This is a genomic window from Brevibacterium daeguense (assembly GCF_021729135.1).
Taxonomy (GTDB): domain Bacteria; phylum Actinomycetota; class Actinomycetes; order Actinomycetales; family Brevibacteriaceae; genus Brevibacterium; species Brevibacterium daeguense.
In genome coordinates this window covers 40130-64194 of sequence record NZ_JAJTWW010000012.1, presented here as the reverse complement: position 1 = coordinate 64194, position 24065 = coordinate 40130, and the positions used below count along the sequence as shown (strand labels likewise).

Annotated in this window: 22 protein-coding genes and 1 other RNA gene; 14 read left to right on the top strand and 9 right to left on the bottom strand. The window is 64.1% G+C overall.

Going from position 1 to position 24065, the window contains the following annotated elements; translation table 11 throughout:
* Positions 1-486: 486 nt before the first annotated feature.
* The 5 genes from LXN01_RS11015 (at position 487) to LXN01_RS10995 (ending at position 5327) form a co-directional block, all read left to right on the top strand.
* Positions 487-984 carry a MarR family winged helix-turn-helix transcriptional regulator gene (locus tag LXN01_RS11015; RefSeq protein WP_236865073.1) on the top strand — a complete coding sequence of 166 codons (498 nt, stop codon included), beginning with the start codon at positions 487-489 and terminating at the stop codon, positions 982-984.
* A gap of 140 nt (positions 985-1124) precedes the next feature.
* Positions 1125-2291, top strand: a complete 1167-nt coding sequence (locus LXN01_RS11010; RefSeq protein WP_236865071.1) for an acyl-CoA dehydrogenase family protein — start codon at positions 1125-1127, stop codon at positions 2289-2291.
* On the top strand, positions 2292-3347 hold the full coding sequence (locus tag LXN01_RS11005; protein ID WP_236865069.1) for an enoyl-CoA hydratase/isomerase family protein: 1056 nt from the start codon (positions 2292-2294) through the stop codon (positions 3345-3347).
* Complete coding sequence (locus LXN01_RS11000; RefSeq protein ID WP_236865067.1) at positions 3340-4116, top strand: enoyl-CoA hydratase; 777 nt, start codon at positions 3340-3342, stop codon at positions 4114-4116. Before LXN01_RS11005 ends, LXN01_RS11000 begins: the two co-directional genes overlap by 8 nt.
* A gap of 209 nt (positions 4117-4325) precedes the next feature.
* On the top strand, positions 4326-5327 hold the full coding sequence (locus LXN01_RS10995; protein WP_236865065.1) for an NAD(P)H-dependent flavin oxidoreductase: 1002 nt from the start codon (positions 4326-4328) through the stop codon (positions 5325-5327).
* 174 nt (positions 5328-5501) lie between these two features.
* Here LXN01_RS10995 and nrdF read toward each other — a convergent pair whose 3' ends face one another.
* From nrdF to nrdH, 4 genes are read right to left on the bottom strand one after another with little or no spacing between them, the layout of a single operon-like run.
* Positions 5502-6476, bottom strand: coding sequence for a class 1b ribonucleoside-diphosphate reductase subunit beta (nrdF, locus tag LXN01_RS10990; protein WP_236865063.1), 975 nt, complete (start codon positions 6474-6476; stop codon positions 5502-5504).
* Positions 6477-6512: 36 nt separating this feature from the next.
* Complete coding sequence (nrdE, locus tag LXN01_RS10985) at positions 6513-8675, bottom strand: class 1b ribonucleoside-diphosphate reductase subunit alpha (protein WP_236865062.1); 2163 nt, start codon at positions 8673-8675, stop codon at positions 6513-6515.
* Positions 8645-9058, bottom strand: coding sequence for a class Ib ribonucleoside-diphosphate reductase assembly flavoprotein NrdI (nrdI, locus tag LXN01_RS10980; protein ID WP_236865056.1), 414 nt, complete (start codon positions 9056-9058; stop codon positions 8645-8647). The genes nrdE and nrdI overlap by 31 nt, the downstream gene beginning before the upstream one ends.
* A gap of 2 nt (positions 9059-9060) precedes the next feature.
* Entirely contained in the window at positions 9061-9309 is a 249-nt protein-coding gene (gene nrdH, locus LXN01_RS10975) for a glutaredoxin-like protein NrdH (RefSeq protein ID WP_236865055.1), read from the bottom strand.
* Between the two features lie 590 nt (positions 9310-9899).
* Between nrdH and LXN01_RS10970 the strand changes: the two genes are divergently transcribed.
* From LXN01_RS10970 to LXN01_RS10940, 7 genes are all read left to right on the top strand, one after another.
* Positions 9900-10901, top strand: coding sequence for an AAA family ATPase (locus LXN01_RS10970; RefSeq protein ID WP_236865054.1), 1002 nt, complete (start codon positions 9900-9902; stop codon positions 10899-10901).
* Complete coding sequence (locus LXN01_RS10965) at positions 10901-11791, top strand: DUF58 domain-containing protein (RefSeq protein ID WP_236865053.1); 891 nt, start codon at positions 10901-10903, stop codon at positions 11789-11791. Before LXN01_RS10970 ends, LXN01_RS10965 begins: the two co-directional genes overlap by 1 nt.
* Positions 11778-12239, top strand: a complete 462-nt coding sequence (locus LXN01_RS10960; protein ID WP_236865052.1) for a hypothetical protein — start codon at positions 11778-11780, stop codon at positions 12237-12239. Before LXN01_RS10965 ends, LXN01_RS10960 begins: the two co-directional genes overlap by 14 nt.
* On the top strand, positions 12230-13207 hold the full coding sequence (locus LXN01_RS10955; protein ID WP_236865050.1) for a vWA domain-containing protein: 978 nt from the start codon (positions 12230-12232) through the stop codon (positions 13205-13207). The genes LXN01_RS10960 and LXN01_RS10955 overlap by 10 nt, the downstream gene beginning before the upstream one ends.
* On the top strand, positions 13204-14211 hold the full coding sequence (locus tag LXN01_RS10950; RefSeq protein WP_236865048.1) for a VWA domain-containing protein: 1008 nt from the start codon (positions 13204-13206) through the stop codon (positions 14209-14211). The genes LXN01_RS10955 and LXN01_RS10950 overlap by 4 nt, the downstream gene beginning before the upstream one ends.
* Positions 14212-14261: 50 nt before the next feature.
* Positions 14262-15083, top strand: a complete 822-nt coding sequence (locus LXN01_RS10945; RefSeq protein WP_236865046.1) for a hypothetical protein — start codon at positions 14262-14264, stop codon at positions 15081-15083.
* Between the two features lie 323 nt (positions 15084-15406).
* A complete protein-coding gene (locus LXN01_RS10940) occupies positions 15407-17467 on the top strand; it encodes a metallophosphoesterase (protein WP_236865044.1) in 2061 nt (686 codons plus the stop codon).
* Between the two features lie 222 nt (positions 17468-17689).
* Here LXN01_RS10940 and ssrA read toward each other — a convergent pair.
* The 5 genes from ssrA to ftsE form a co-directional block, all read right to left on the bottom strand.
* Positions 17690-18065: a transfer-messenger RNA gene (ssrA, locus tag LXN01_RS10935) on the bottom strand.
* A 474-nt stretch (positions 18066-18539) separates the two neighbouring features.
* Positions 18540-19010: an SsrA-binding protein SmpB gene (gene smpB, locus LXN01_RS10930; RefSeq protein WP_236865042.1), complete on the bottom strand. Its 471-nt coding sequence runs from the start codon at positions 19008-19010 to the stop codon at positions 18540-18542.
* 195 nt (positions 19011-19205) lie between these two features.
* A complete protein-coding gene (locus tag LXN01_RS10925; protein WP_236865040.1) occupies positions 19206-20435 on the bottom strand; it encodes a peptidoglycan DD-metalloendopeptidase family protein in 1230 nt (409 codons plus the stop codon).
* 5 nt (positions 20436-20440) lie between these two features.
* Positions 20441-21355 carry a permease-like cell division protein FtsX gene (ftsX, locus tag LXN01_RS10920; protein ID WP_236865038.1) on the bottom strand — a complete coding sequence of 305 codons (915 nt, stop codon included), beginning with the start codon at positions 21353-21355 and terminating at the stop codon, positions 20441-20443.
* The gene (ftsE, locus tag LXN01_RS10915) at positions 21352-22041 is read right to left on the bottom strand and encodes a cell division ATP-binding protein FtsE (protein ID WP_236865036.1); all 690 of its coding nucleotides are present in this window, start codon (positions 22039-22041) and stop codon (positions 21352-21354) included. The genes ftsX and ftsE overlap by 4 nt, the downstream gene beginning before the upstream one ends.
* 231 nt (positions 22042-22272) lie before the next feature.
* Here ftsE and LXN01_RS10910 point away from each other — a divergent pair, with 231 nt between their 5' ends.
* Both LXN01_RS10910 and LXN01_RS10905 read left to right on the top strand, forming a co-directional pair.
* Positions 22273-23163, top strand: a complete 891-nt coding sequence (locus LXN01_RS10910) for a PRC and DUF2382 domain-containing protein (protein ID WP_236865034.1) — start codon at positions 22273-22275, stop codon at positions 23161-23163.
* Between the two features lie 170 nt (positions 23164-23333).
* Complete coding sequence (locus tag LXN01_RS10905; protein ID WP_236865032.1) at positions 23334-24056, top strand: hypothetical protein; 723 nt, start codon at positions 23334-23336, stop codon at positions 24054-24056.
* Positions 24057-24065: the final 9 nt, after the last annotated feature.

The following is a 24065-nucleotide window of genomic DNA, read 5'->3' as shown; positions in this document are numbered from 1 at the left end:
CCCGCGACACCCCAAAAACACCCAGCCCGCAGAACCAGCAGTCGGGCTCTATCCGGGGCGCCGAAACTCGTCAGCACAGAAATCGGTGTAGAACCTGTCAAGCTCAGCCGAGTTGAAGCCGGCTGGAACTGCGGCGGGGAGAGACGAAGACTCTCGGGCGACCAGGTGGATTTCAGTCGACCTGCTCGACCTGTCTATGGAACGTCTGGAATCGCCACCAGATGGGGGGAAGCAGCATTGCACAGGCAGGTCGAGTGGGGACGACGCGGTGGCCGTCACATGCTCACTACACTTGGACCAGGTACTGCGAACCCAGGGCAGAGGTTCTGCATCGCCGCTCGTACCAACGCGCAGAGCCGATGGCGCCCGAACCGAGGCAGTTGACAGATAACTGCGGTCGCGCCACAGCAACCGCACTCGGGATCAGGAGCGGTCTCGGCAGCACCGCAGACATTTCGCTGCCGATCACAGCAGAGGAGACAGAACATGCGCTCTGGGTTCGACCCGATCGATGAGTCCCGCAAGCAATGGCTCTCCCGCGGCTGGACCGAAGCTGCGGACGGCATGACCCTCGTGACCTCGATCATGCGGGCGCATCAGCTCCTGCTCGCTCGCGTCGACCGGACTCTGAAGCCGTTCGGCCTGACGTTCTCCCGGTACGAAGTACTGGCGTTGCTGTCGTTCACCAAGCGCGGCGCGCTTCCGATGAACAAGATCACCAAGCGGCTCCAGGTTCACGCCACTTCGACCACCAACTCGGTGGATCGACTGGAAGCCGCCAGCCTGGCAGCCCGTCGCCCCCATCCTGCCGATGGACGGACCACGCTGGTCGAGATCACCGATGAAGGCCGACTGCTCGTGGCACAGGCCACTGAAGCGCTCAACACCGCGGTGTTCGAACAGCCCGGAGTCGAACACACAACGGTCGAGCGACTTCTTGTGGATCTGTCGGCCCTGAGGGCAGGAATCGAAGAACTCGCCTGACGCGCTCTGCGAATGCTGTGGCCGCCTCGCACCGTCGGCACACCGCCCCCTCCCCGCAAAGCAATCTAATGGTTGGACGTCCTACTAACCGCGTCTAGACTGGCGATGATCGGCACCGCTCAAGACACGAAGGAGTTGCCATGGCACGCAGCACCGCAGCTGCACTGAGCTTCGGGCTCACAGAGGACCAGATCGAGCTCGCCGGCATGAGTCGAGATTTCGCCGAGGCGGAGCTTGCTCCCCATGCTCTTGAATGGGACGCCGCACACCATTTCCCGATCGATGTCATCAAGCGCTCGGGCGACCTCGGGATGGGCGGCATCTATATCCGCGAGGAGAAGGGCGGCTCGGGGCTCGGTCGCATGGACGCCGCGCTCATCTTCGAGGCGCTGTCGACCGCCGACCCGGCGGTGGCGAGCTATATATCGATCCACAACATGGTGGCGTGGATGCTCGACAAATACGCCTCGGCGGAGCAGCAGGAGAAGTGGCTGCGGCCACTGGCCTCGTTCGACCTGCTCGGCAGCTACTGCCTCACGGAGCCGAATGCAGGCTCCGATGCCGCCGCGCTGAAAACCGCTGCCCGCCGAGACGGGGACCACTATGTTCTCAACGGCGTCAAGCAGTTCATCTCCGGAGCCGGTGAGACCGACATCTACCTCGTGATGGCGCGCACCGGCCAGGAGGGCTCCCGTGGCATCTCGACCTTCGTCCTTGAGAAGGGAATGGAAGGACTCAGCTTCGGCGCGAACGAACAGAAGATGGGATGGCGGGCCCAGCCGACCCGGCAGGTGTTCATGGAGAACGTGCGGGTCCCGGCTGAGAACCTGATCGGCGAGGAAGGCCAGGGATTCAAGATCGCGATGTCCGGCTTGGATGGCGGCCGGCTGAACATCGGCGCCTGCTCGCTCGGCGGCGGCCAGGCCGCGCTTGAGAAGGCCGTCACCTACATGGGCGAGAGGCAGGCCTTCGGCACCGATCTCACCGGCTTCCAAGCGCTGCGGTTCACGCTCGCCGACATGCAGGCCAAGCTGGAATCGGCACGCTCGCTGCTGTGGAGGGCCGCCTCGGCGTATGACGCCGGAGACCCGAACACCTCACTGCTGTCGGCGATGGCGAAGCTCACGGCGACCGACACGGGCTTCGAAGTCGCCAACAGCGCACTCCAGCTGTTCGGCGGGTACGGCTATCTGACAGAGTATGGAATCGAGAAGCTGGTTCGTGACCTGCGCGTCCACCAGATCCTCGAAGGCACGAACGAGATCATGCGGGTGATCATCTCCCGCAAGAGCACAGGAGTGGGATAGATGACGACCTCCCCCAATGAAGAGGCGACAGTCGTAGTGCGCACGGTCGGTGCGCTCGGGCGTATCGAACTCAATAAACCCAAGGCCATCAACGCCTTGAGCACCGACATGGTCCAGACCATTGACCACGCGCTCAAGGAGTGGCGCCCCGACACCGAAGTGGCTGCTGTCCTGATCACGGGCCGGGGCGACCGCGGCTTGTGCGCAGGCGGCGACATCAAGGCGATCTACCGCGACCTCACCAGCGGCACCGGTGAGTCGATCGACTTCTGGGCCGACGAGTATGCGATGAACTACGACATCGCGGAATACCCCAAGCCCTATGTCGCTATCCTCGACGGCATCACCATGGGCGGCGGTGTGGGCGTGTCGGTGCACGGCTCGCACCGGATCGTCAACGAGTCATCGAGCATCGGAATGCCGGAAACGGGAATCGGTCTGTTCCCTGACGTGGGTGCGACCTATCTGCTGGCGAAGACGCCCGGGCAGATCGGAATGTACATGGGCCTGACCGGTCAGCCGATCGGGCCGGGAGCGGCGATCGCCTACGGACTGGCGGACACCTTCGTTCCGCGTGATCAGACCGATGACCTGATCGAGGGTCTGGAGGCCGAGGCGTTCGCGGTCGACAGCGTCATCGCTCGATTCGCAGCGGACACTCCTGACAACGAGTTGGCCTCCGACGAGGACTGGATCAACTCCTGCTTCGCCGGCGATTCGGTTTCGGAGATCATTGCGGCACTGCGGGCGCACGGTGGAGATAGGGCCGGCTTCACCGCCGACCTCATCGAGACGCGGTCCCCCCGCTCCCTCGCCGTGACCTTCGAGATGATCCGCTCCGCCGGGTCGATGTCGCTGAAGGAAGTGCTCGAGCGTGACTTCCGCGCTGCCTCGGAGATCGGGAAGCGACCGGACCTGCAGGAGGGAATCCGGGCGCAGGTGATCGACAAGGACCGCAATCCGCGGTGGAACCCTGCCACTCTGATCGAGATCACGACCGAAGAGATCTCGGCCATTCTCAACACCCAACAGGAGAGGAAAGTCTTCAATGACTGATTTCGAAACGATCCTCGTGGAGAAGGGTGAGGGCTACGGCATCATAACTCTGAACCGGCCGAAGGCGCTCAATGCTCTCAATCTGCAGGTGCTCAAGGACGTCACGACCGCCGCCGCCGAGCTCGACGCCGATGACTCGGTATCGGCGATCATCCTCACTGGCGCCGAACGTGCCTTCGCCGCGGGCGCCGACATCAAGGAGATGCAGTCCCTCGATTTCGCCACGGCGTACAAGGCCGACTGGTTCGCCGGGTGGAACCGCCTCGGGGAGGTGCGCAAGCCGATCATCGCCGCCGTCAATGGCTTCGCCCTCGGCGGCGGCTGCGAGCTGGCGATGATGTGCGACATCCTGCTGGCCTCGACCAAGGCGAAGTTCGGGCAGCCGGAGATCAACCTGGGAGTCCTGCCCGGGATGGGCGGCTCGCAGCGCCTGACCCGGGCGATCGGGAAGGCCAAGGCCATGGACCTGTGCCTGACCGGACGGATGATGGACGCCGAGGAAGCAGAGCGGTCCGGCCTGGTCGCGCGGATCGTCGAGCACGATGAGCTGCTCGACGATGCGAAGAAGGTCGCCGCGCTGATTGCGACCAAGTCGCAGGTCGCCTCCGCGATGGTGAAGGAGGCGGTGAACGTCGCCTTCGAGACCACGCTCGACCAGGGATTGAAGTACGAGCGCCGTCTCTTCCACGCCTCGCTGGCCACCGATGACCAGAAGGAGGGGATGGCCGCCTTCGTCGAGAAGCGGGCTCCCCAGTTCACCCACTCGTGATCCGCCGAGGCGTCCGCTGAGCATCCGCAGCAGGCGGGGCATCGGCGATCGCCGGCACCACAGAAGCAGCTCTCCCGGACGACACCCGTCCGAGAGGGCTGCTTTTCAGTCAGAGCTGACTCTTTTGTTCGTGCTCGGTTAGGATTGCATTGATCGTGCCGGCCGATACGCCGGGCAAACGTCAACGTCGACTACTCCGAGGAGTTCTCATGGCCCTACCCGAGGTGCTCTCGCGCCCGCTCCGTCTTCCGATCATCGCCTCCCCGCAGTTCATCGCCTCGGGCCCGGACCTCGTCAAAGCACAGTGTCAGGCCGGCATCATCGGTGCGTTCCCCACCCTGAACGCTCGTCCGCTGCCGATGCTCGACGAGTGGTTCCATGACATCAAGGAGTCGAACGAGACCTTCGCCAAGGCGAACCCGGACCGGCCGGTGGGCACCTTCGCAGCGAACCTCATCGTCCACCGGACCAACAACCGTCTCGAGGACGATCTCGAACTGGTGGTCAAGCACCAGGTGCCCCTCGTCATCACCTCTCTGGGCGCCCGCGAGGACGTCTACGAGGCCGTGCACTCCTACGGCGGCGTCGTGCTCCACGACGTGATCAACAATCGCTTCGCTCACAAGGCCATCGACAAGGGCGCTGACGGTCTGATTCCCGTCGCCGTCGGGGCCGGCGGCCACGCAGGAACGCAGTCGCCCTTCGCACTGATCCGGGAGATCCGCGACTGGTTCGATGGACCCATCGCATTGTCCGGAGCGATCGCCCACGGCTCATCGGTTCTGGCCGCGCTCGCCACGGGCGCCGATTTCGCCTACATCGGCTCGGCCTTCCTCTCCACGCCCGAGGCGAATGTCGCCGAGGGCTACCGCCGCATGATCGTGGAATCGGGGGCCGACGACATCGTCTATTCGAACCTGTTCACCGGTGTCCATGGCAACTACCTGCGCGGCTCGATCGAGGCTGCGGGGTTGGACCCCGATGATCTTCCGGAATCGGATCCTTCGAAGATGAACTTCGGCTCCGGCGGCAACACCAAGGCCAAGGCCTGGAAGGACATCTGGGGATCCGGCCAGGGCGTGGGCGCGGTCAAGGAGTCGCTGACCGTCGCGGAGCTGGTGGACCGGTTCGCCGAGCAGTTCGAGCAGGCCAAGGCCGACCTCCTGAGCCGCACTGCGGAATTCTCGGAGCAGGCGGTCCACAGCCGGTGACCAGCGTTAGAGCCCCGAGCTGCTCTCATGGAGCAGTTCGGGGCTCTGGCGGGCACGGGCCGTTCAGACATTCAGGCGGAGCGAGCTTCTGGCCACGATCGGCCTGGAACGCCCTTGACAGCAATCGGCATCACCGGGCGGGTTTTCTGCAGCCCTCGCCGAGGTGAACTCAGGTCAGAAGTCCCAGTCCTCGTCCTCGGTGTTCTCGGCCTTGCCGATGACGTACGAGGAGCCCGACCCGGAGAAGAAGTCGTGGTTCTCGTCCGCGTTCGGTGACAGTGACGCCAGGATGGCAGGGTTCACATCGGTGACGGTGGAGGGGAACATCGCCTCGTAGCCCAGGTTCATCAGCGCCTTGTTGGCGTTGTAGTGCAGGAACTTCTTGGCGTCCTCCGCCAGCCCCACCGGATCGTAGAGATCGTGGGTGTACTGGACCTCGTTCTCGTACAGCTCGAAGAGCAGGTCGAAGGAGTAGTCCTTGAGCTCCTGGCGCCGGGCATCGTCGACGCGCTCCAGACCCTTCTGGTACTTGTAGCCGATGTAGTACCCGTGCACTGCCTCATCCCGGATGATCAAGCGGATGAGATCGGCGGTGTTGGTGAGCTTGGCATGGCTCGACCAGTACATCGGCAGGTAGAAGCCGGAGTAGAACAGGAACGACTCGAGCATGACCGAGGCGACCTTGCGCTTGAGCGGATCGTCGCCTCGGTAGTACTGGAGGATGATCTCCGCCTTGCGCTGCAGGCTGTGGTTCTCCGACGACCAGCGGAATGCTTCGTCGATCCGTTTGGTAGATGCCAACGTGGAGAAGATCGACGAGTAGGACTTCGCGTGCACGCTCTCCATGAACGCGATGTTGGTGTACACCGCCTCCTCGTGCGGGGTCAGCGCATCCGGGATCAGAGACACTGCACCGACCGTGCCCTGGATGGTGTCGAGCAGGGTCAGCCCCGTGAACACCCGCATCGTCAGCAGCTTCTCGTCCTCGTTGAGGGTCGCCCACGACTGGACATCGTTGGACAGCGGCACCTTCTCGGGCAGCCAGAAGTTGGCTGTCAGCCGATCCCACACCTCGAGATCGACGTCGTCCTCGATTCGATTCCAGTTGATCGCGTCGACGTGCGACACGAGTTGGAGTTTCTCACTCATGTACTCTCCTCATGAAACTCATCGCGGTCCGGCTCATCAGAGCATGCAGGACACGCAGCCCTCGACCTCGGTGCCCTGCAGCGCGAGCTGTCTGATTCGGATGTAGTAGATCGTCTTGATGTTCTTGCGCCACGCATAGATCTGAGCCTTGTTCACGTCGCGGGTGGTCGCGGTGTCCTTGAAGAAGAGTGTCAGCGACAGCCCCTGATCCACGTGCTTCGTGGCTTCGGCGTAGGTGTCGATGATCTTCTCGTACCCGACCTCGTACGCGTCCTCGTAGTAGTCGAGATTGTCGTTGATCATGAACGGCGCGGGGTAGTACACCCGGCCGATCTTGCCCTCCTTGCGGATCTCGATCTTCGAGGGCACCGGGTGGATCGACGCCGTGGAGTTGTTGATGTAGGAGATGGAGCCCGTCGGCGGGACCGCCTGCAGGTTCTGGTTGTAGATGCCGTGCTCGGCGACCTGCGCCTTGAGCTCCCGCCAGTCCTCCTGCGTGGGCAGGTGGATCTGCGCTCCGGCGAAGAGCTCAGCGACGCGCTGCGTGCGCGGCTTCCACTCCTGCTCGGTGTACTTGTCGAAGTACTCTCCCGATGCATACTTGGACCGCTCGAATCCGTCGAAGGTCCGCCCGCGCTCCTTGGCCAGCTCCATCGACGCGCGCACCGCGTGATAGGTCACGGCGTAGAAGTACATGTTGGTGAAGTCCAGACCTTCGTCGGATCCGTAGTGGATTCGCTCACGGGCCAGGTATCCATGCAGGTTCATCTGCCCCAGTCCGATGGCGTGGGACATGTCGTTGCCCCGAGCGATCGACGGCACCGAGTCGATGTCCGAGGTCTCCGAGACCGAGGTGAGCCCGCGGATGGCGGTCTCAACGGTGCGGCCGAAGTTGTCCGAGTCCATCGTCATGGCGATGTTCAGCGAGCCGAGGTTGCAGGAGATGTCCTTGCCCACCTCGGCGTAGCTGAGGTCGGCGTTGTAGCGGCTCGGCGCGTTGACCTGGAGGATCTCCGAGCACAGGTTCGACATCGTGATCCGGCCGTCGATCGGGTTGGCTCGGTTCACGGTGTCTTCGTACATGATGTACGGGTAGCCGGATTCGAACTGGATCTCCGCCAGCGTCTGGAAGAACTCGCGCGCATTGATCTTGGTCTTCTTGATCCTGGCGTCGTCGACCATCTCGTGGTACTTCTCCGACACCGAGATCTCGGTGAAGGGGACTCCGTAGACCCTCTCGACGTCGTACGGGCTGAAGAGGTACATGTCCTCGTTCGTCTTGGCCAGTTCGAACGTGATGTCCGGAATGACCACGCCCAGACTCAGTGTCTTGATGCGGATCTTCTCGTCGGCGTTCTCGCGCTTGGTGTCGAGGAACCGATAGATGTCGGGATGGTGGGCGTGGAGGTACACAGCGCCCGCTCCCTGTCGCGCACCCAGCTGATTGGCGTAGGAGAAGGAATCCTCCAGCAGCTTCATCACCGGGATCACACCTGACGACTGGTTCTCGATCTTCTTGATCGGTGCTCCGGCCTCGCGGATGTTGCTCAGCGCGAACGCGACACCCCCGCCGCGCTTGGACAGCTGCAGCGCCGAGTTGATCGACCGCCCGATCGACTCCATGTTGTCCTCGATGCGCAGCAGGAAGCAGGACACGAGCTCTCCGCGCTGCTTCTTGCCGGCGTTGAGGAACGTGGGGGTCGCAGGCTGGAACCGGCCTGTGATGATCTCCTCCATCAGCTGCGTGGCCAGGGCCTCATCACCGCGGGCCAGGAACAGCGCCACCATCACGACGCGATCCTCGAAGCGCTCGAGGTAGCGCTTTCCGTCAAAGGTCTTGAGCGTGTAGGAGGTGTAGAACTTGAACGCGCCCAGGAAGGTCTGGAAGCGGAACTTATGGGCGTAGGCGGCCTTGGAGAGTCGCTCGATGAACTCGAAGGAGTACTGGTCGAGCACTTCCTTCTCGTAATAGTCGTTCTCGACGAGGTAGTCGAGCTTCTCCTTGAGATCGTGGAAGAACACGGTGTTCGTGTTGACGTGCTGCAGGAAGTACTGCCGGGCTGCCTGCTTGTCACGCTCGAACTGGATGCGCCCTGTGGAGTCATACAGGTTGAGCATCGCGTTGAGCGAGTGGTAGTCAAGGTCGGTCTCCTCGCGGATGATCGCCTCTAGATCGCGGTGTTCAGCTGTCGTTGACACAGTAAATCCAATCCTTTGTCGACTTTTTCGACGTCTTCCGGGGTGCCGAGGAGCTCGAATCGGTAGAGCACCGGCACCTTGCACTTCTGAGCCACGGTGTAGGCCGCCCGGCAGTAGTTCTCTCCGAAGTTGGTGTTTCCCGCACCGATGACTCCGACGAGCTTGTCCCTGTTGGCCTTGACGTTGAGGAACTTGATGACTTGCTTGGGCACCGAGCCGCGGTTCACGCCGGCGCCGTAGGTAGGAGTGATGAGGACGAAGGGCTCTTCGATCAGCAGGGTGTCCGACTTGGTCAGCAGCGGGAGCCTGCGGGAGGGGTGCTTGAGCTTCTCGGCGAACCTGTGCGTGTACTGAGATCCGCTCGAGTAGTAGACGACGAGCATTGTCAGGCCACTACGGAGGCCGATCCCTGTCCGTCCACCAGGGCGGCGATCTTGTCCGGCCGGAATCCCGACCAGTGATCATCATCGGTCACCACGACAGGAGCCTGCAGGTATCCCATCGCCTTGACGACGTCGAGGGCGTTGGGATCCTCGGTGAGATCGACGGAGCGGTATTCGATGCCTCTGGCATCCAGTGCTCGATAAGTGGCGTTGCACTGCACACAGGCCGGCTTTGTGTACACGGTGATCATCTGCTGTCCTCCACGAAATGCTCTTCCAAACTGCTTCTTGCTCACGATCTGCGGCGGATTCCCGACGCTGCCGCCCGTACAGGCGAAATCACGCGTAACCACTAGATGTTGTGTCTGCAATTGAGCGTACCCCTAGAACTTGTGTTACACCAGTGTCGTTTGCTGGTGCGGATCCTTCATGCACAAGACGTGCACAACGCCCCTCCGAGTCGTCCACAGGGTGTGAACAACACCTGTGTAGTTTGATGACCAGGACCTTTGTCGGATCCTCGCTTCAGCACCCCTCGCTTCTCCACCGGCCGTCCCCAGGAAGACGTCGGCAATCCACAGCGAAATCCGGAAGAAAATTTTTCTTCGGCGCCATTGAGTTCTCCTGCTGTCCCTCCGCTGTCGTTCCCGGCTCCCACTCATCGTCCCCCGATTCCTGCGACTCCGTCTCCTCTGGAGACCGTCGACTGCCGCCCTGTCGGAACGTCCGCTGACACTGTATGTTCCGGTACTGACACACCTTCTCCGAGTGGTGACTCCGCGGGCACACGTAGGCTGGAAGCACCGGTCCCCACCGCATCCCCCCTTCGAAAGGACGTGACATGGCGCAGCCGGCTTCGGCTCCCGCGAACACCCAGGAGATCAGCCATGCCCAGTCGATCCTGAAGGAAGTGCAGCAGTACCTCGACCACTACGTCGTGGGACAGGCACGGCTGCGCGAGACCCTCGTACTCGGCCTGCTCACCGGCGGCCACCTGCTGCTCGAAAGCGTTCCGGGGCTGGCCAAGACGACTGCCGCCTCGGCGCTCGCCAATGCCGTCGCCGGGAAGTTCGCCCGCATCCAATGCACGCCGGACCTGCTTCCCAGCGACATCATCGGGTCCCAGATCTACAACGCCTCGGCGGGAACCTTCGAAACCCGACTGGGACCGGTCCACGCCAACATCGTCCTGCTCGACGAGATCAATCGATCGAGCGCGAAGACTCAGAGCGCCATGCTGGAAGCAATGCAGGAGAAGCAGACGACCATCGGCGGCGCCCGCTTCGACCTCCCCGCACCCTTCCTGGTCATGGCCACCCAGAACCCCATCGAGCAGGAGGGCACATACCAGCTGCCCGAAGCCCAGCTCGACCGCTTCATGATCAAGGACGTGCTGGACTACCCCACCCTGGAGGAGGAGATGGAGATCCTCCGCCGGCTGGATGCCGGCGTCTTCGACTCCGGCGCCGCAGAAGCGTCCGCCTGCACCCTGGACGATGTCCGGGCGCTGCAGAAGTACGCCCGCAGCATCTACATCGATCCCGCGATCACCAGGTATCTCGTCGAGGTCGTCGCGGCGACTCGGTCTGCGGCCCGCTACATCGGTCCACTGGCCAGGTTCATCGAATGCGGAGCCTCACCCCGCGCGTCGATCGCCTTCACGAACGCCGCCCGTGCGCTGGCCATGGTCCGCGGCCGCAACTACGTCATCCCAGAAGACGTCAAGGACCTCGCGATCAGGATTCTGCGCCACCGGATCCTTCTCAACTTCGAGGCAGTGGCGGAGAACGTTCCCGTCGAACACCTCATCGCGGAACTCCTCAAGTCGATCCGGACCCCCTGATGGCAGCCCTGCTGACCAAGGTCAAGGCACGGATGACGATCCACGCACACCGGAAGATGCGCGGTCTGCTCGACGGCGAATATGCCTCGGTCTTCCAGGGGCACAGCCTCGACTTCGACGATCTGCGGGAATACAGCCCGGGTGACGAGGTGCGCGACATCGATTGGAAGGCCACCGCCCGGCACACCACTCCCCTGGTCAAGCGCTACGTGGCCCACCGCCGCCATGCCCTCGCCCTCGTCGTCGATTCCGGAGCGAACTTCGATGCGGTCGCGGCGTCGGGAGAACCCAAACGCGAGCTCGCGATCCTCCTGGCGGGGATGGCCGGCTATCTGGCGGTCCGGCACGGTGATGACGTGATGCTCGTGCACGGCGACTCCCGGGCTGCCCATGCTTCTGCGAGCAAGGGCACCGAAGCCCACCTCGAACAGCTGCTGCGCCGCATTCTGGCAGGTGGGGCGAATGCCGCGGGAAGCCGGATCACGACGCAGCTCGCCTGGGTGGCCGATCACCTGCGCGGCCGGAGGCTCGTCATGGTGATCGCCGACGAAGCGCCGCTGACCGACCTCGACCAGCAGCTGCTGCGCCGCCTCGCCGCCCAGCACGAGCTGTTGTGGGTCACCATCGCGGACGCCGATCTCACTTCTCTGGGCGGGCAGGACGGGACGCCCTTCGACGTGCTCCGTCCCGACCGCAGCGGAATTCCCGACATCCTGCTCGGCGGCGATGACCTCCGGCGGGAGTACGAAGCCGCAGAGGCCGCCCGTCGGTCCGCGTCCGACTCCGTGCTCAAGCAGCTCGGGGTCGCGCATGTGACTGTCGGCCACTCGGCCGAGGCACTCGCTCAGCTGCGTCGGCTCATGAAGAGGCACCGCAATGAACGTCGCTGAGCTGCACCCGCTCCTGACCGCCTCGCCGTGGTGGGCCGTGGTCGCAGTCGCCGGCCTGCTGCTCGGCCTCCTGGTTGCGGGGTGGCCGCTGCTGGCTGCGCTGTGGAGGGCGTCCGAGCGGAGGGGCACACGCCTGACGCCGGTCCCGGAGCAGACACGGGTGAAATACCTGCAGCGCATCGACGAGATCGAGAAGGCGTGGCAGACATCATCCCTCGACTCCCGCGAGGTCGCCCAGCAGCTCGGCACCGTCGTGCGGGACTTCGCCCGCGCCGCCTGGGGTCTGAAGGTCGATCACATGACGCTGTCGGAGCTGCAGTCCCACCGCATCGAACCCCTCGCGGTGGCCGTCTCCCGCCTGTACGCGGCCGAGTTCTCTCGTGACGGCTCCGCCGACTGCACCGGCGAGCTGCTCGCGGCCCGAGAGCTGGTGGGTCGATGGTCCTGAAATTCTGGTGGCTCGCTCTGGCCCTGTTCGTCATCGCCGCTCTTGCGGTCTGGGTGCTGTCGCGGCCCGGGAGGGCACAGAACCGAGGCGTTCCGGTCGCCCACACCGACAGGCTCACCCGCCTTCCCGCGTTCGTCCGGCGCCGGGCCCGCCTGCTGTGGGGAGCCGGCGCAGTCTTCAGCGTTCTCGTGCTGACTGCGCTGAGCGCCCTGTTCGGAATCGCCCGCCCGGTCTGGATCCAGACGATCAACCCCGAACGCCAGCTCCGCGACGTGATGCTGTGCCTGGATGCGTCCGGATCGATGGTCAGCTATGACGCCGACATCATCCAGTCCTACCTCGACATGCTCGACTCCTTCGATGGCGAGCGGATCGGCATGACGGTCTTCAACACCACCGCAGTCTCGGTGTTTCCGCTGACCGATGACTACGCGATGGTCCGGGAGTTCCTGGAAGAGGCGAAGACCGGGTTCGAAACCGGCGGAGTCCACGGGACCGACTTCTTCGCCGGCACAGTCGACCCTCAGCACGGTGGCTCATCGCTGATCGGCGACGGACTCACCTCCTGCGTGGACAACTTCGACAAGTTGGGCGAGCAGCGTTCCCGGTCAATCATCCTCGCGACGGACAATCAGCTTGCCGGCGTTCCGATCTTCAGCCTGCGGGAGGCCACCGAGATCGCCCAGCAGGAGGAGGTTCGCGTGTACACCCTGGCGCCGCGCAGCCCGTTCTTCGGCTCGGAGGTCGACGAGTTGGAGGAAACCGCCCGCGTCACGGGTGGGCGCCACTATGCCTTGGGCTCGGGTTCGGCGACCGACGGCATCGTCAACGGGATCCAGGAGCAGGAGGCGAAGAAGACCGAGGCGAAATCGGTCACCCTCGTCCATGATTCACCCGGGGTGCCGCTGACCCTGACGCTGCTGGGGACGATCGCCGGACTCGTCCTGATGTGGAGGTTCAAGCTGTGATCTTCCAGCCCGTCCTTCCCTGGGTCCTGCTGACCGTGCTCGGCATCCTCCTCGTCGGCGGATGCGTGACGCTGGCCGTGCTGACCCCGCACCGCCGGTGGCGGTGGGCGGTCCGCGGCGGCGCTGTGATCCTGCTGACCGCAGCTCTTGCGCGCCCCAGTGTCCCGGCGGAGACGTTCAGCCAGTCGTCAGTGTCCGCGGTCGACGTCTTCATGGCAGTCGACACCACCGCCTCGGTCGTAGCGGAGGACTGGGGCGACGGCGAACCGCGCCTGGACGGGATCAAGGAAGACCTGCACGCGCTTCTCCAGCAGCTGCCGGGAGCGCGCGTGAGCATGGTGACTTTCGACTCCTCGGCTGTCGTGCGGGTTCCCCTGACGACAGACCATACGGCGATGGCTGCCGCAATCGAGACCCTCGGTCCGGAAGTCACCCTGTACTCCGGCGGCAGCTCGGTGACCGAAGCCCACCGGCTCCTCGTCGATCGCCTTCGGAAGTCGCACGAGCAGCACCCGGAGAACGCCCGGCTCGTGTTCTACTTCGGCGACGGGGAGCAGACGGCCGAGGCGCCAGCGGAATCCATGAACGAGCTCGGCGGGCTGATCGACGGAGGTGCTGTGTTCGGCTATGGAACCTCCGAGGGCGGCCCGATGAAGGAGACTCAGTCCTACTATTCGCAGGCCGACAGTGAGCAGTACATCGCTGATCCGACCACTCGGAATCGTGCGATCTCCAGGATTGACGAGGATCAGCTGCGCGCGATCGCCTCCGACCTCGGCGTGAGCTATGCGCACAGGACCGCCGGCACTCCCTTCGCCACCGCGTACACGGCTCCCGTGTTCGAGCAGGTGCTGATTGACGAGGAGGTCCGCGGCGGATTCGACGAATTCTTCTGGCTTCCGCTGCTGGGAGTCTTCAGCTGGGTGGTCGCCGAGGCGGCCCTCGCCATGCATCGCATCCGCACCATCAGGTCGCTGCACCTCGGTCTCCGGGCGGCAGCATGAGCAGGGTGGTCACCGCCGACCCTTCGGCCGAGACGGAGAGTTCAGCGCCGATGCCTCGTTCCCGACGGGGGCGACGACGGGTCCGTCCGGCGGTTCTCCTCAGCCTCGGCGCAGGAGCACTGCTGCTGGCGCTCGCCGCCTATTGCGCCCTGCTCTTCGGTCTGCTGGCGGTCTCGCAGAACGCCTCGAGCAGCGGCGACCAGGCGCGCGCGATCGCGGCGGCCGAATGGTTCGGTCAGCTCAGCCCGCTCGAGCGGCACAAGTCGCACTTCAACGTCGGCACCGCCGAGGCGAAGCAATCCAATGATGACATCGCGCAGGTCCAGCTCGAGCGTGCTCTTCAGCTGACTCCGGTGCGCGATGAGTGTGCGGTGCGTCAGAACCTCGCATACGTGTACGAGCAGCAGGCCGAGGCGTTCAGGCAGGACGAGGATCCTGCCAGTGCCAATGCGAAGTTCGATGCCGCGAAGACCACGCTCGCCGACGCTCCACAAGAGTGCCGGCCGCCCGACACTCCGCAGGACCGGGCGATGCGGCAGGCGGAAGAGCGCGTGCAGGAATCGCAGGACGAGATGAACGCTCCGCCGCACGAGGAATCGCAGGACGCCAGCGGCTCCTCCCCCGGCGAGCCCGGCGGCGAGGACGGGTCGGGCGAGGGCTCGGACGACGGTTCTCAGGGTGAGGATGACGGCACGGGTCCGGCAGATGGCGGCGACCAGAGGGACGAGCAGTCCGCCGGCGACGAGCAGCCGTCGCCCGGCGATGAGAAGCGCGAGGAGCTCAGACAGCGTCAGCAGGACTCCCAGCAGCGCCAGGAGGAGTCGAACTCGCGCCAGCGCTCGGAGGGGAGCTACCACGACAAGCCCTGGTGATCTCGCGGAAGCTCTTCGACCCATGTGCCCGCACAGCACACCGGCCGGCGGCCCGTGCGATCATCTTCCGGGACTCATCCTCACCTCGGGTTGTCCGGAAGTTCAGGTGCATTTTGCACTCAGGCGATCCGGCGAGCCTACGGTGCTTCTGGTGCTCGAAGGGCGCCCTCAGTCGAACACGCTGTTTAGGATGGATCTTGAACCACAGACGCCGGTATCTCTCTCCTCTCACCGCTGGCCTGATCTGCGGAAGCCTGGCTTTCGCCGCAGTCCCTGCATTCGCGCAAACCGCTTCTCCCGAGTCCGGCTCCGTCGCCTCCAACATGGTGCTGAATGTCGGGGCGACACAGAACGACAGGAACTTCGTCTGGTACACGGAATCGGAGGACAGCTCTCAGGTGCGGCTGTATCCGCAGGGCGACGAGGCCGCCGCCCAGTACCTCGACGCCACGGACACCGGCACGTCACTCGATATGCCTGGTCTGACGTGGCATCACGCCTCGGTCGTCGGTCTCGAACCGGGAACGACCTATCTCTGGCAGACAGGCTCGGACGAACTCGGATGGTCAGAGGCGTACGAATTCAACGTCCAGTCCGATGACGAGTTGGACGTCCTCGTCTTCGGCGACACGCAGATCGGCTCCGGTGGCGGTGACCCCTCCGATGGCGCGGCGTGGCAGAACACCCTCGACACAGCTCTGGCTCAGGTAAAGGACCCCGACTTCCTGCTCTCTGTCGGCGATCAGGTCAATACCCACGATTCTGCTTCGGAGTACATCGACTACCTGGCACCGGATCAGCTGCGTGAGAACGCGCTTGCCACCAACATCGGCAACCACGACGACGGTTCGGCTTCGGATGCTCAGCATTCCTACTCCGAGCACTTCAACATGCCCAACCGCACGGCCAACCCGGGCTGGAACAATGAGATGGGCAACTACTGGTACATCCAGAACAACACCCTGTTCGTCTCCCTGAACTCGAACGAACGTGACACGGAAGCACACGAGCAGTGGCTGCGGGAGGTCGTCGCCGCGCACGGCCAGGATGTCGACTGGAAGATCGCCACCTGGCATCACTCTCTGTATTCCACCGCCTCTCATGCCACCGACGGGGACATCGAAGAGCGCCGGGAGTGGATGCCGCCGCTGATGAGCGAACTGGACTTCGACGTCGTCATGTCCGGCCATGATCACGTGTACAACCGCTCCCATCTGCTCAACGCCGGTCATCCTGTCGGAGATCTGTCTGCACCCGAAGAGCTCATGAAGTACGAGGACGAGGTGCTCTACCTGACGCACCAGTCGTCCAGCGGCTCCAAGTACTACGAGATCCAGTCCGGGCCGAACTTCACCTTCAACGCGGTGGAGTCGCAGAATCGCACCCCTGCGTATTCGCATCTGGAGATCGACGGTGGTCGCCTCAATGTCACCACGTACCAGGTGAATGGTGAGACCATCGACTCGCTCTCGCTCACGAAAGCGCCGGAGGGCGCCGAGAAGCCGGCCGAGAATGAAATCCCCGACGAGCCGGCGCAGACGGTGTTCCGCAATGAGGGCCCCCTCACCTATGACGATCCGGTCGAGACGATCTTCCGCGAGGACACCGGCGACTATCTCGCCGAGGGCCGAATCCTCAACGCCTACGACGACGTCGAGGAGGGGCTGTCCAACGGCGGCGCACTGGACATGACCTCATCCGACCTCGAACTCGTGCACGAGAGCCCCGGCAGCCAGGACACCAACCCGCAGCACGTCGGCATGCGATTCTCCCTGCTGGACATCCCCGCAGGCGCCGAGATCACAGGTGCCTACGTGCAGTTCACCGTTGACGAACCCGACAAGACCGGGGATCCCTTCAACGTTCGGATCCACGCGGAGAGCACGGGACATGCCGAGGAGTACGACGAGTTCGAAGCGCACAACGTCTCGAGCCGCGAGTACTTCGATACGGCAGTGGACTGGTCGGACGCCCCAGTCTGGACTGCTGCCCAGGAAGCCGGCGAAGATCAGCGCACTCCCGACATCTCGGAGCTGATCCAAGCCGTCGTGGATCGTGACGACTGGCAGGCAGGAAACTCGCTGGCGCTGATGCTCGACGGCGAGGGCACCCGCACCGCTGAGTCGTACAACGGCGGCGGTTCCGACCAGGCACCGAAGCTCATGGTCACCTACACCGTGCCGGAGGACGGTTCCGACGAGGGTTCGAAGCCGGGCACCCCTGGCTCCGAACAGTCCGAGCGCGCGCGCGAACGCGGCGCCGACCAGTCGGAGCGCGGAGCCGACAAGTCCAAGCCGGGCCCCGAGCGGGGAGCGGACCAGTCCGAGCGCGCCCGCGAACGCGGCGCGAATCAGTCCGAGCGCGGAGCAGATCCTCGCGGCTGACGGTCGACCATGTCGCGCGGCACCCGTTCCCCGGACTTCCTGCCCGGGGAACGGGTGCCGCGGTCGTCCCCCGGCAGCAGTATTCCGGCATTCGCCAGCGCGCCTGCGCCGGCCGCCCTCCGGAGCCGAATGGAGCGGAGTCGCTGAGCGCGGGGATCACCTGAACGAGCACGAAGCAACAGGAAGAGCCCTGGCAGTCTGCGGACTGCCAGGGCTCTTACCACGTGGAGATGGCGGGAATCGAACCCGCGTCCGTCGGCAAATTGCCAGGTCTTCTCCGGGCGCAGTTCGTGAAAACGCTTCTTAGGTCCTGGTCATCGCACGAACACGTCGACCAACAGACGGAGTTGGGTAAAAGTCCCACCGGCACCCCCAACGTGTGCCGGCAGCAGTGGCTTCCTAGCTGACGCCAGTGACTAGAGCGGAAGCGACTCTAGGCTGACGGATCCGCAACTCGCGCTATCAGGCAGCGAGGGCGAAATCGGTGCGGTTATTAGATTTAGCACCTATTGTTTTGCAGAGGACATTAACGAGATGACTCTGCATTCTCGGCCCGCTTCTCCCGACGCAGTGTCCAACGTCGAAACCGATCATCCCCATATTCAATTACCAATCCCGGCGCCCGATCCTCGGAACTCATCCGCTGAACCACGCCGGAGCACTGATTCTATACCTATCAACGCGGGCCGGTCCACATTCATTCCCCCTGTGTAGTAGGAGTTATCGGAACCGGGTCCTTCGAACCCCCCGGGGACGCGATCGGTCCACGCCCGCTGTCGCTCGGCGATCCTGTTCCAGAGATCGCCGTCATTCCATCGCCGGCGATGATCGGACGCGAGCACGGAGAGGCCAGGTCCGACTGCTCCGCAGGACAGCACTCGCTCAACGGCCTATCACACAGAGTTATCCACAGATTCGCCCACACTCTCCACACCTCGGACCGCTCACTGTGGAAGACCGGCATCAGTGCAGATCAGCGCGGTTAACACGAGCGCGCTAGCAGAAATTCCCCGAGAGTGGAAGGGGTGAGTTTCTCAGTTGTCCACAGCAGAATCCACAGAGTGATCGAGTGTCACCGGTGCTGGCGCAGGGACATGGCCCGCTGCGCCTCACGTTCGTCCTGCTTCTCCCGCAGAGCCTGGCGCTTGTCCCAATCCTTCTTGCCTCGAGCAATCGCGATCTCGACCTTGACCAGCGATCCCTCGAAGTACAGCTCGAGCGGCACCAGCGTGCGTCCGGATTCCTTGAGCTTGTGCGAGATCTTGAGGATCTCGTCCTTGTGCAGAAGCATCTTGCGCCGCCGCCGGGCGGAGTGATTGGTCCAGGTGCCCTGCGCGTACTCGGGGATGTAGACGCCTTCGAGCCATGCCTCGCCCTGGAAGATCAGGCCGAATCCGTCTGTGAGCGAGGCGCGACCTTCCCGAAGAGACTTGACCTCGGTTCCGGTGAGCACCAGGCCAGCTTCGAACGTCTCCTCGATGTGATAGTCGTACCGCGCCTTTCGATTGCGCGCGATGACCTTCTTCCCAGTCTCCTTGGCCATGGTCCTCCCTCCGTACCGATTCGAGCGCTCCGTGCCGACAGGTGCCCCGAGAGGGCACAGACACACCATTGTACAGAGAGGCCGTCTGCACATTGGCCCGCCTGGCAGGGGGCGTCCCGCGTTCACAACTGCCGACACTCTGCGATTTCCGGTCAGCCAGACCATTCCCGGTCGGCGCGGCGCACCGCCCGCTCCCTATTCGATGAATGGCATGGGGTTGACGTAGCCGCCGCCCTGCATGATCTCGAAGTGAAGATGGCATCCCGTCGACGATCCCGTTGTTCCCGCCAGCGCGATCACGTCGCCCTGCGACACCCGGTCGCCGGGGCTGACGGTGAGTCTGGTGTTGTGGCTGTACGCAGAGGCGATGCTCGTTCCGCCGATCTTGCCATGAGAGACCATCACTCGGTTGCCATAGCCCCCGGCCCACCCGGCAGAGACCACGACGCCGTCGCCTGCCGAGTGGATGGGAGTGCCGCACGGGGTGCCGAAGTCAGTGCCCGTGTGGAGTCTGCGACTCTGCGTAATCGGGTGGATGCGGTAGCCGAAGGGGGACGTGATCGGAAATCCGGGCACTGGATTCCGCAGGTCCCCCGAACCGGGCAGTGAGACGCCCTTCTCCTCGGCCTCCTCCTCCCACTTCTCGAGCTCTCTGACCAGGCGCTCCTGTTCCTCTTTCTCCTTGCGCAGCTCTTCCTCGGTCTTCGCCCTGTTGTCCTCGATCGTGCGGGAGGCTCGATCCTTGGTGTCGATCAGAGTGTCGAGATCCGACTTCTTCCGCCTCGCCTCCTCTTCAGCCGCAGCCTTGGTCAGCACGACCTGCGCGGCCTCCTCCTTGAGGTCTTCGATCTCCTCTGCGACCGCATCGAGCCGATCCTGATAGTTCTTGTTGGTCGCCCGCTGCTCGGACAGTCTGGTGATCGTGCGCTGCTGGGACCGAACAGCAGAATCGACCCGGTTGAAGCCGGCGGCGCCGGAGTCGCTCGTCGCCATCTGCAGCAGCAGGGCGACGTCGGAGGTGACACCGGAGTTCTGATACGCCTGCCGGCCGATCTTCGACACCGCCTGCTGGCTGTCCTCCATCTCCTGCTCACCGTCGTCGATCTGCTCACGCAGATCCTCCTGCGCGTTCTGGGCCGAGGTCATGCGCGCTGCGAGCTCTTCGTCCTTGCGTCGAGCCTCGTCGAGTTCGTCCTGCGCCTGCGACAGCGCGTCCTCGGCCTCGGGCATCGCCTCCTCGGCGGATTCCTTCTCCGCGATCACCCGAGCGAGCTCTTCGTCCAAGCCCTGGAACTCGCGGGTCAGCTCCTCCACCCGCTCGTCGACCCTGTCCTTCTCCTCACGCGGATTGGCGGACAGCGCGGTGACGGGCATGAGAACGGCGAGCAGCGCCGCCAGGGTTGTCAGAATCAGTGTGCACTTCATTGGCATCAGACCTTCATGTACCTGCGCAGGGTGATGACGGAGGACACACCGGCCATGATAATCCCGATGCCGATGAGAAGCGGGGTCACGATGAGCACGTCACCCACCGACACCAGCTCGAATCCGGCGGCCTGAGCCTGCAGCCAGCCGGCGACGCCGAAGTGCACCACGAGCGCCAGCACCGCTCCCGCCAATGCGGCACCGAGCGCTGCCGCGATCACGCCCTCGAGCACGAAGGGCAGCTGGATGAACGCGTTCGAGGCGCCCACCAGTCGCATGATGCCGGTCTCCCGCCGCCTGGAGAACGCCGACAACCGGATCGTGGTCGCGATCAGCAGGACGGCACACAGGAGCATGATCGCGGCGATCGCAACGGCGATCGCGGTCGCGACGTTCATGATGGCGAACAGCTGGTCGAGCAGCTTGTTCTGGTCGACGACCTCTTCGACGCCGGCGGTGGCGGAGAAGTACTCGTTGATGATCTCGTACTGCTCTGCGTCGACGAGCTTGACGCGGAACGACTCCTGCATCTGATCCTGCGGAACCGATCCCTCGAGCGAGGTTCCCGCGAACTGCTCGTTGAACAGCCGGTGGGCCATCTCCTTGTCCTCGAAGTGCACCTCGTCGACGTAGGCGGCGAGGTCCTGCCCCTCGAGGTCCGCTCTGATCGACTCCTTCTGCTCCTCGGTGACCTCACCCTCCGCACAGGTGGGCGCCTCGGAATCGGGCGGACACAGGAAGACGGCGACCTGCACCCGGTCGTACCAGTAGTCCTTCATGCCGCCGATCTGCATCTGGAGCAGGATCGCCGATCCGACGAACAGCAGCGACACGAAGGTCACGAGGACCACGGACAGCACCATCGAGAAGTTGCGCTTGAGACCGCCGAACACCTCACTGAGGATGAATGAGGACTTCATGCGCCCACCTGGTAGGAGCCGCGCTCCTCGTCTCGCATGATCACTCCATCGGCCAGTTCGATGACCCGCCGATTCATCCGATTGACGATCTCCCCGTCGTGAGTGGCCATCAGGACGGTGGTGCCGTTCCGATTGATGCGGTCGATGACGTCCATGATGTCCTGACTGGTGGCAGGGTCGAGGTTGCCGGTCGGCTCGTCCGCGAGCAGGATTCCGGGCTTGTTGACCACGGCGCGGGCGATGGCGACGCGCTGCTGCTCGCCGCCGGACAGCTCATGGGGATACCGCTTCTGCTTGCCCTCGAGGCCGACGGTCTCCAGCACGTCCGGAACCAGGGTGGAGATCGACGCGGACGACTTGCCGATCACATGCAGCGCGAAGGCGACATTGTCGAAGACGTTCTTGTTCGGCAGCAGTCGGAAGTCCTGGAACACCGTGCCGATGCTGCGCCGCAGGTAGGGCACCTTCCACGTCGGCATCTTCACGATCGATTTGCCGGCTACGCGGATGCGGCCGGAAGTGGGTATCTCCTCGCGGAGCACGAGGCGGATCACTGTCGATTTGCCGGAGCCCGAAGGGCCCACGAGGAAGACGAACTCACCGGCCTCCGCTGTGAACGAGACATCGTCCAACGCGGGTTCGGCCTTGGAATCGTACGATTTTGTAACCGATTCGAAGGTGATCACTCAGAACTTCTCTATCCCGTAGTCGACTGCAGGCCACGCTCACTCTACGGAGTCGGAAGCGCCGGGGGCCGGATCTCGAAGCGGAAGCGGAAGGCGTGTCGCTCTCAGCAAGCTGTGACGCTCCGCGCTTTGACAAGTCGGCTTGCCGTACTAAAGTACAAGGTGTCTTGTTGATTTGAAGACAGCGCCACCCGAACTTCGGGTGGCATCTGGAAGGAGAGTGAGTAACCGATGACCAAAAACATCGACTTCGACGCACTTGAGAACGCCAACGTCTACGACAGTGAAGACAAGAAGATCGGCTCGATCGGTCAGGTGTACCTGGACGATCAGACCCAGGATCCGAAGTTCGTGACGGTGAACACCGGCCTCTTCGGCACCAAGGAGACCTTCGTCCCCTTCGACGCCGCGAACCAGTCCGCTGATGGACTTCGTGTCCCGTTCACCAAGGACTTCGTCAAGGATGCGCCGAACATTGATGTCGACGGCCACCTCACCCCGGACGAGGAGCGTCGCCTGTTCGAGTACTACGGACTCGACTACCACGCTCCCGCAGCAGGACAGGGAACCGCCGGACATGGCACTGCGGGGCACGGCACCGCTGGTGTCCGTCTTGATGAAGAGCGCACCGACCACGTCGACGAGTTCGGCATCGCGAAGGGCGCTGCAGAGGGCCGGACGGGGCATACCGGCACGGCAGGCACCGCGGGCGCCGGAACCGGAACCGCCGCTGACGACGAGATGGTCGCTCGTGAGGAGCGGCTGAAGGTCGGCACCGAGCAGCATGAGGCCGGCCGGGCGCGGCTCCGCAAGCGGGTCCGCACCGAGCACCAGAACGTGGAAGTGCCGGTGCAGCGCGAGGAACTGGTGGTCGAACGCGAGAAGCTCGACCCGAACGATCCCGCCGCCCGCAACGCGGGCCGGATCGATCCCACCGGTGATGTCGAGGAGACGGTGACACTGCGCGAGGAGCGCCCTGTCGTCGACAAGGAGACCGTCGCCACCGAGAAGGTCGACGTCGGCAAGCGGACCGTGCAGGACACGGAGACCGTGTCCGGTGACGTCCGCAAGGAGGAGATCGACATCGAGGCCGACACCAAGGGTCCCGACGCACGTCGCTGACCAGCGCCGGAGGACCGACCGGCGTCGCAGGGCGCCTCGGTCCCCATGGCTCTGCTTCGAGGGGTCGGATTCGCGCGAGCGATCCGGCCCCTCGTTCGTGCCCATGACCGACCGCCGGTCGTAGAGTGGAGTCCAACAGGTCAGTGGCATGCCAGGGAGAGGAACCCGAGATGAGTGAGAAGTTCGACACCGACGATCCGACCCTCAACGTCCACGAGGGCACGACCGTCTTCGACGTCACCGACGACAAGGTCGGGACCGTCGACCGAGTGCTGCGCGATCCCGCCGGCGCACCCACCTGCATCAGCGTCACCACCGGCATCCTCGGTTCGAGCACCATCGTTCCGCTCGATGCCGCCCATATCACGGAGTCCGGCGTCTGGGTGCCCTACACCCGGGACGCGATCAAGTCCGCGCCCAACGTCGAGGGAGACGAGCTGACTCCCGAAGAGAATGCACGGGTGCACGAGCACTTCAACCTGGTTCCCTCCTCTGGCGGGGAGGGCAAACCGGCTCCCGATCACGAACGACTGGACGCGAGCACCTCGGGCGTCGAGGGCGCCGCCGACTCCGTGGCCGACGATGCCGATGCTGCCCACTCCCCCGCCCACAGCGACGATCAGGGCATCACCGATGTGACGACTCCTCATGCGGAGGAGCAAGTCGACCGCTCGGAGCTCGACGACGGCACCATCGATGGCAATCAGACCCCTCCCGTCGAGCGCGTCACTCCGGATCAGGAGCGGGTCACTCCGGATCAGGACGGGCACCGGAGCCCTGCCGGCGATGGGGCCGAGGCGCTCACCGGCGACGAGGAGCGGACGACCGGCTCGACCGGCAGCACCGCCGCCGGCCAGCAAGCGGCCGACGGAGGCCCCGACATCCGCCTCTGAGCGACGGAC

Excerpts from the sequence above, each read along its gene's own strand:
- LXN01_RS11015 (WP_236865073.1), top strand. The coding sequence starts at position 487 with ATGCGCTCTGGGTTCGACCCGATCGATGAGTCCCGCAAGCAATGGCTC.
- LXN01_RS11010 (WP_236865071.1), top strand. The coding sequence starts at position 1,125 with ATGGCACGCAGCACCGCAGCTGCACTGAGCTTCGGGCTCACAGAGGAC.
- LXN01_RS11005 (WP_236865069.1), top strand. The coding sequence starts at position 2,292 with ATGACGACCTCCCCCAATGAAGAGGCGACAGTCGTAGTGCGCACGGTC.
- LXN01_RS11000 (WP_236865067.1), top strand. The coding sequence starts at position 3,340 with ATGACTGATTTCGAAACGATCCTCGTGGAGAAGGGTGAGGGCTACGGC.
- LXN01_RS10995 (WP_236865065.1), top strand. The coding sequence starts at position 4,326 with ATGGCCCTACCCGAGGTGCTCTCGCGCCCGCTCCGTCTTCCGATCATC.
- nrdF (WP_236865063.1), bottom strand. The coding sequence starts at position 6,476 with ATGAGTGAGAAACTCCAACTCGTGTCGCACGTCGACGCGATCAACTGG.
- nrdI (WP_236865056.1), bottom strand. The coding sequence starts at position 9,058 with ATGCTCGTCGTCTACTACTCGAGCGGATCTCAGTACACGCACAGGTTC.
- nrdH (WP_236865055.1), bottom strand. The coding sequence starts at position 9,309 with ATGATCACCGTGTACACAAAGCCGGCCTGTGTGCAGTGCAACGCCACT.
- LXN01_RS10970 (WP_236865054.1), top strand. The coding sequence starts at position 9,900 with ATGGCGCAGCCGGCTTCGGCTCCCGCGAACACCCAGGAGATCAGCCAT.
- LXN01_RS10965 (WP_236865053.1), top strand. The coding sequence starts at position 10,901 with ATGGCAGCCCTGCTGACCAAGGTCAAGGCACGGATGACGATCCACGCA.
- LXN01_RS10960 (WP_236865052.1), top strand. The coding sequence starts at position 11,778 with ATGAACGTCGCTGAGCTGCACCCGCTCCTGACCGCCTCGCCGTGGTGG.
- LXN01_RS10955 (WP_236865050.1), top strand. The coding sequence starts at position 12,230 with ATGGTCCTGAAATTCTGGTGGCTCGCTCTGGCCCTGTTCGTCATCGCC.
- LXN01_RS10945 (WP_236865046.1), top strand. The coding sequence starts at position 14,262 with ATGCCTCGTTCCCGACGGGGGCGACGACGGGTCCGTCCGGCGGTTCTC.
- LXN01_RS10940 (WP_236865044.1), top strand. The coding sequence starts at position 15,407 with ATGGTGCTGAATGTCGGGGCGACACAGAACGACAGGAACTTCGTCTGG.
- smpB (WP_236865042.1), bottom strand. The coding sequence starts at position 19,010 with ATGGCCAAGGAGACTGGGAAGAAGGTCATCGCGCGCAATCGAAAGGCG.
- LXN01_RS10925 (WP_236865040.1), bottom strand. The coding sequence starts at position 20,435 with ATGAAGTGCACACTGATTCTGACAACCCTGGCGGCGCTGCTCGCCGTT.
- ftsX (WP_236865038.1), bottom strand. The coding sequence starts at position 21,355 with ATGAAGTCCTCATTCATCCTCAGTGAGGTGTTCGGCGGTCTCAAGCGC.
- LXN01_RS10910 (WP_236865034.1), top strand. The coding sequence starts at position 22,273 with ATGACCAAAAACATCGACTTCGACGCACTTGAGAACGCCAACGTCTAC.
- LXN01_RS10905 (WP_236865032.1), top strand. The coding sequence starts at position 23,334 with ATGAGTGAGAAGTTCGACACCGACGATCCGACCCTCAACGTCCACGAG.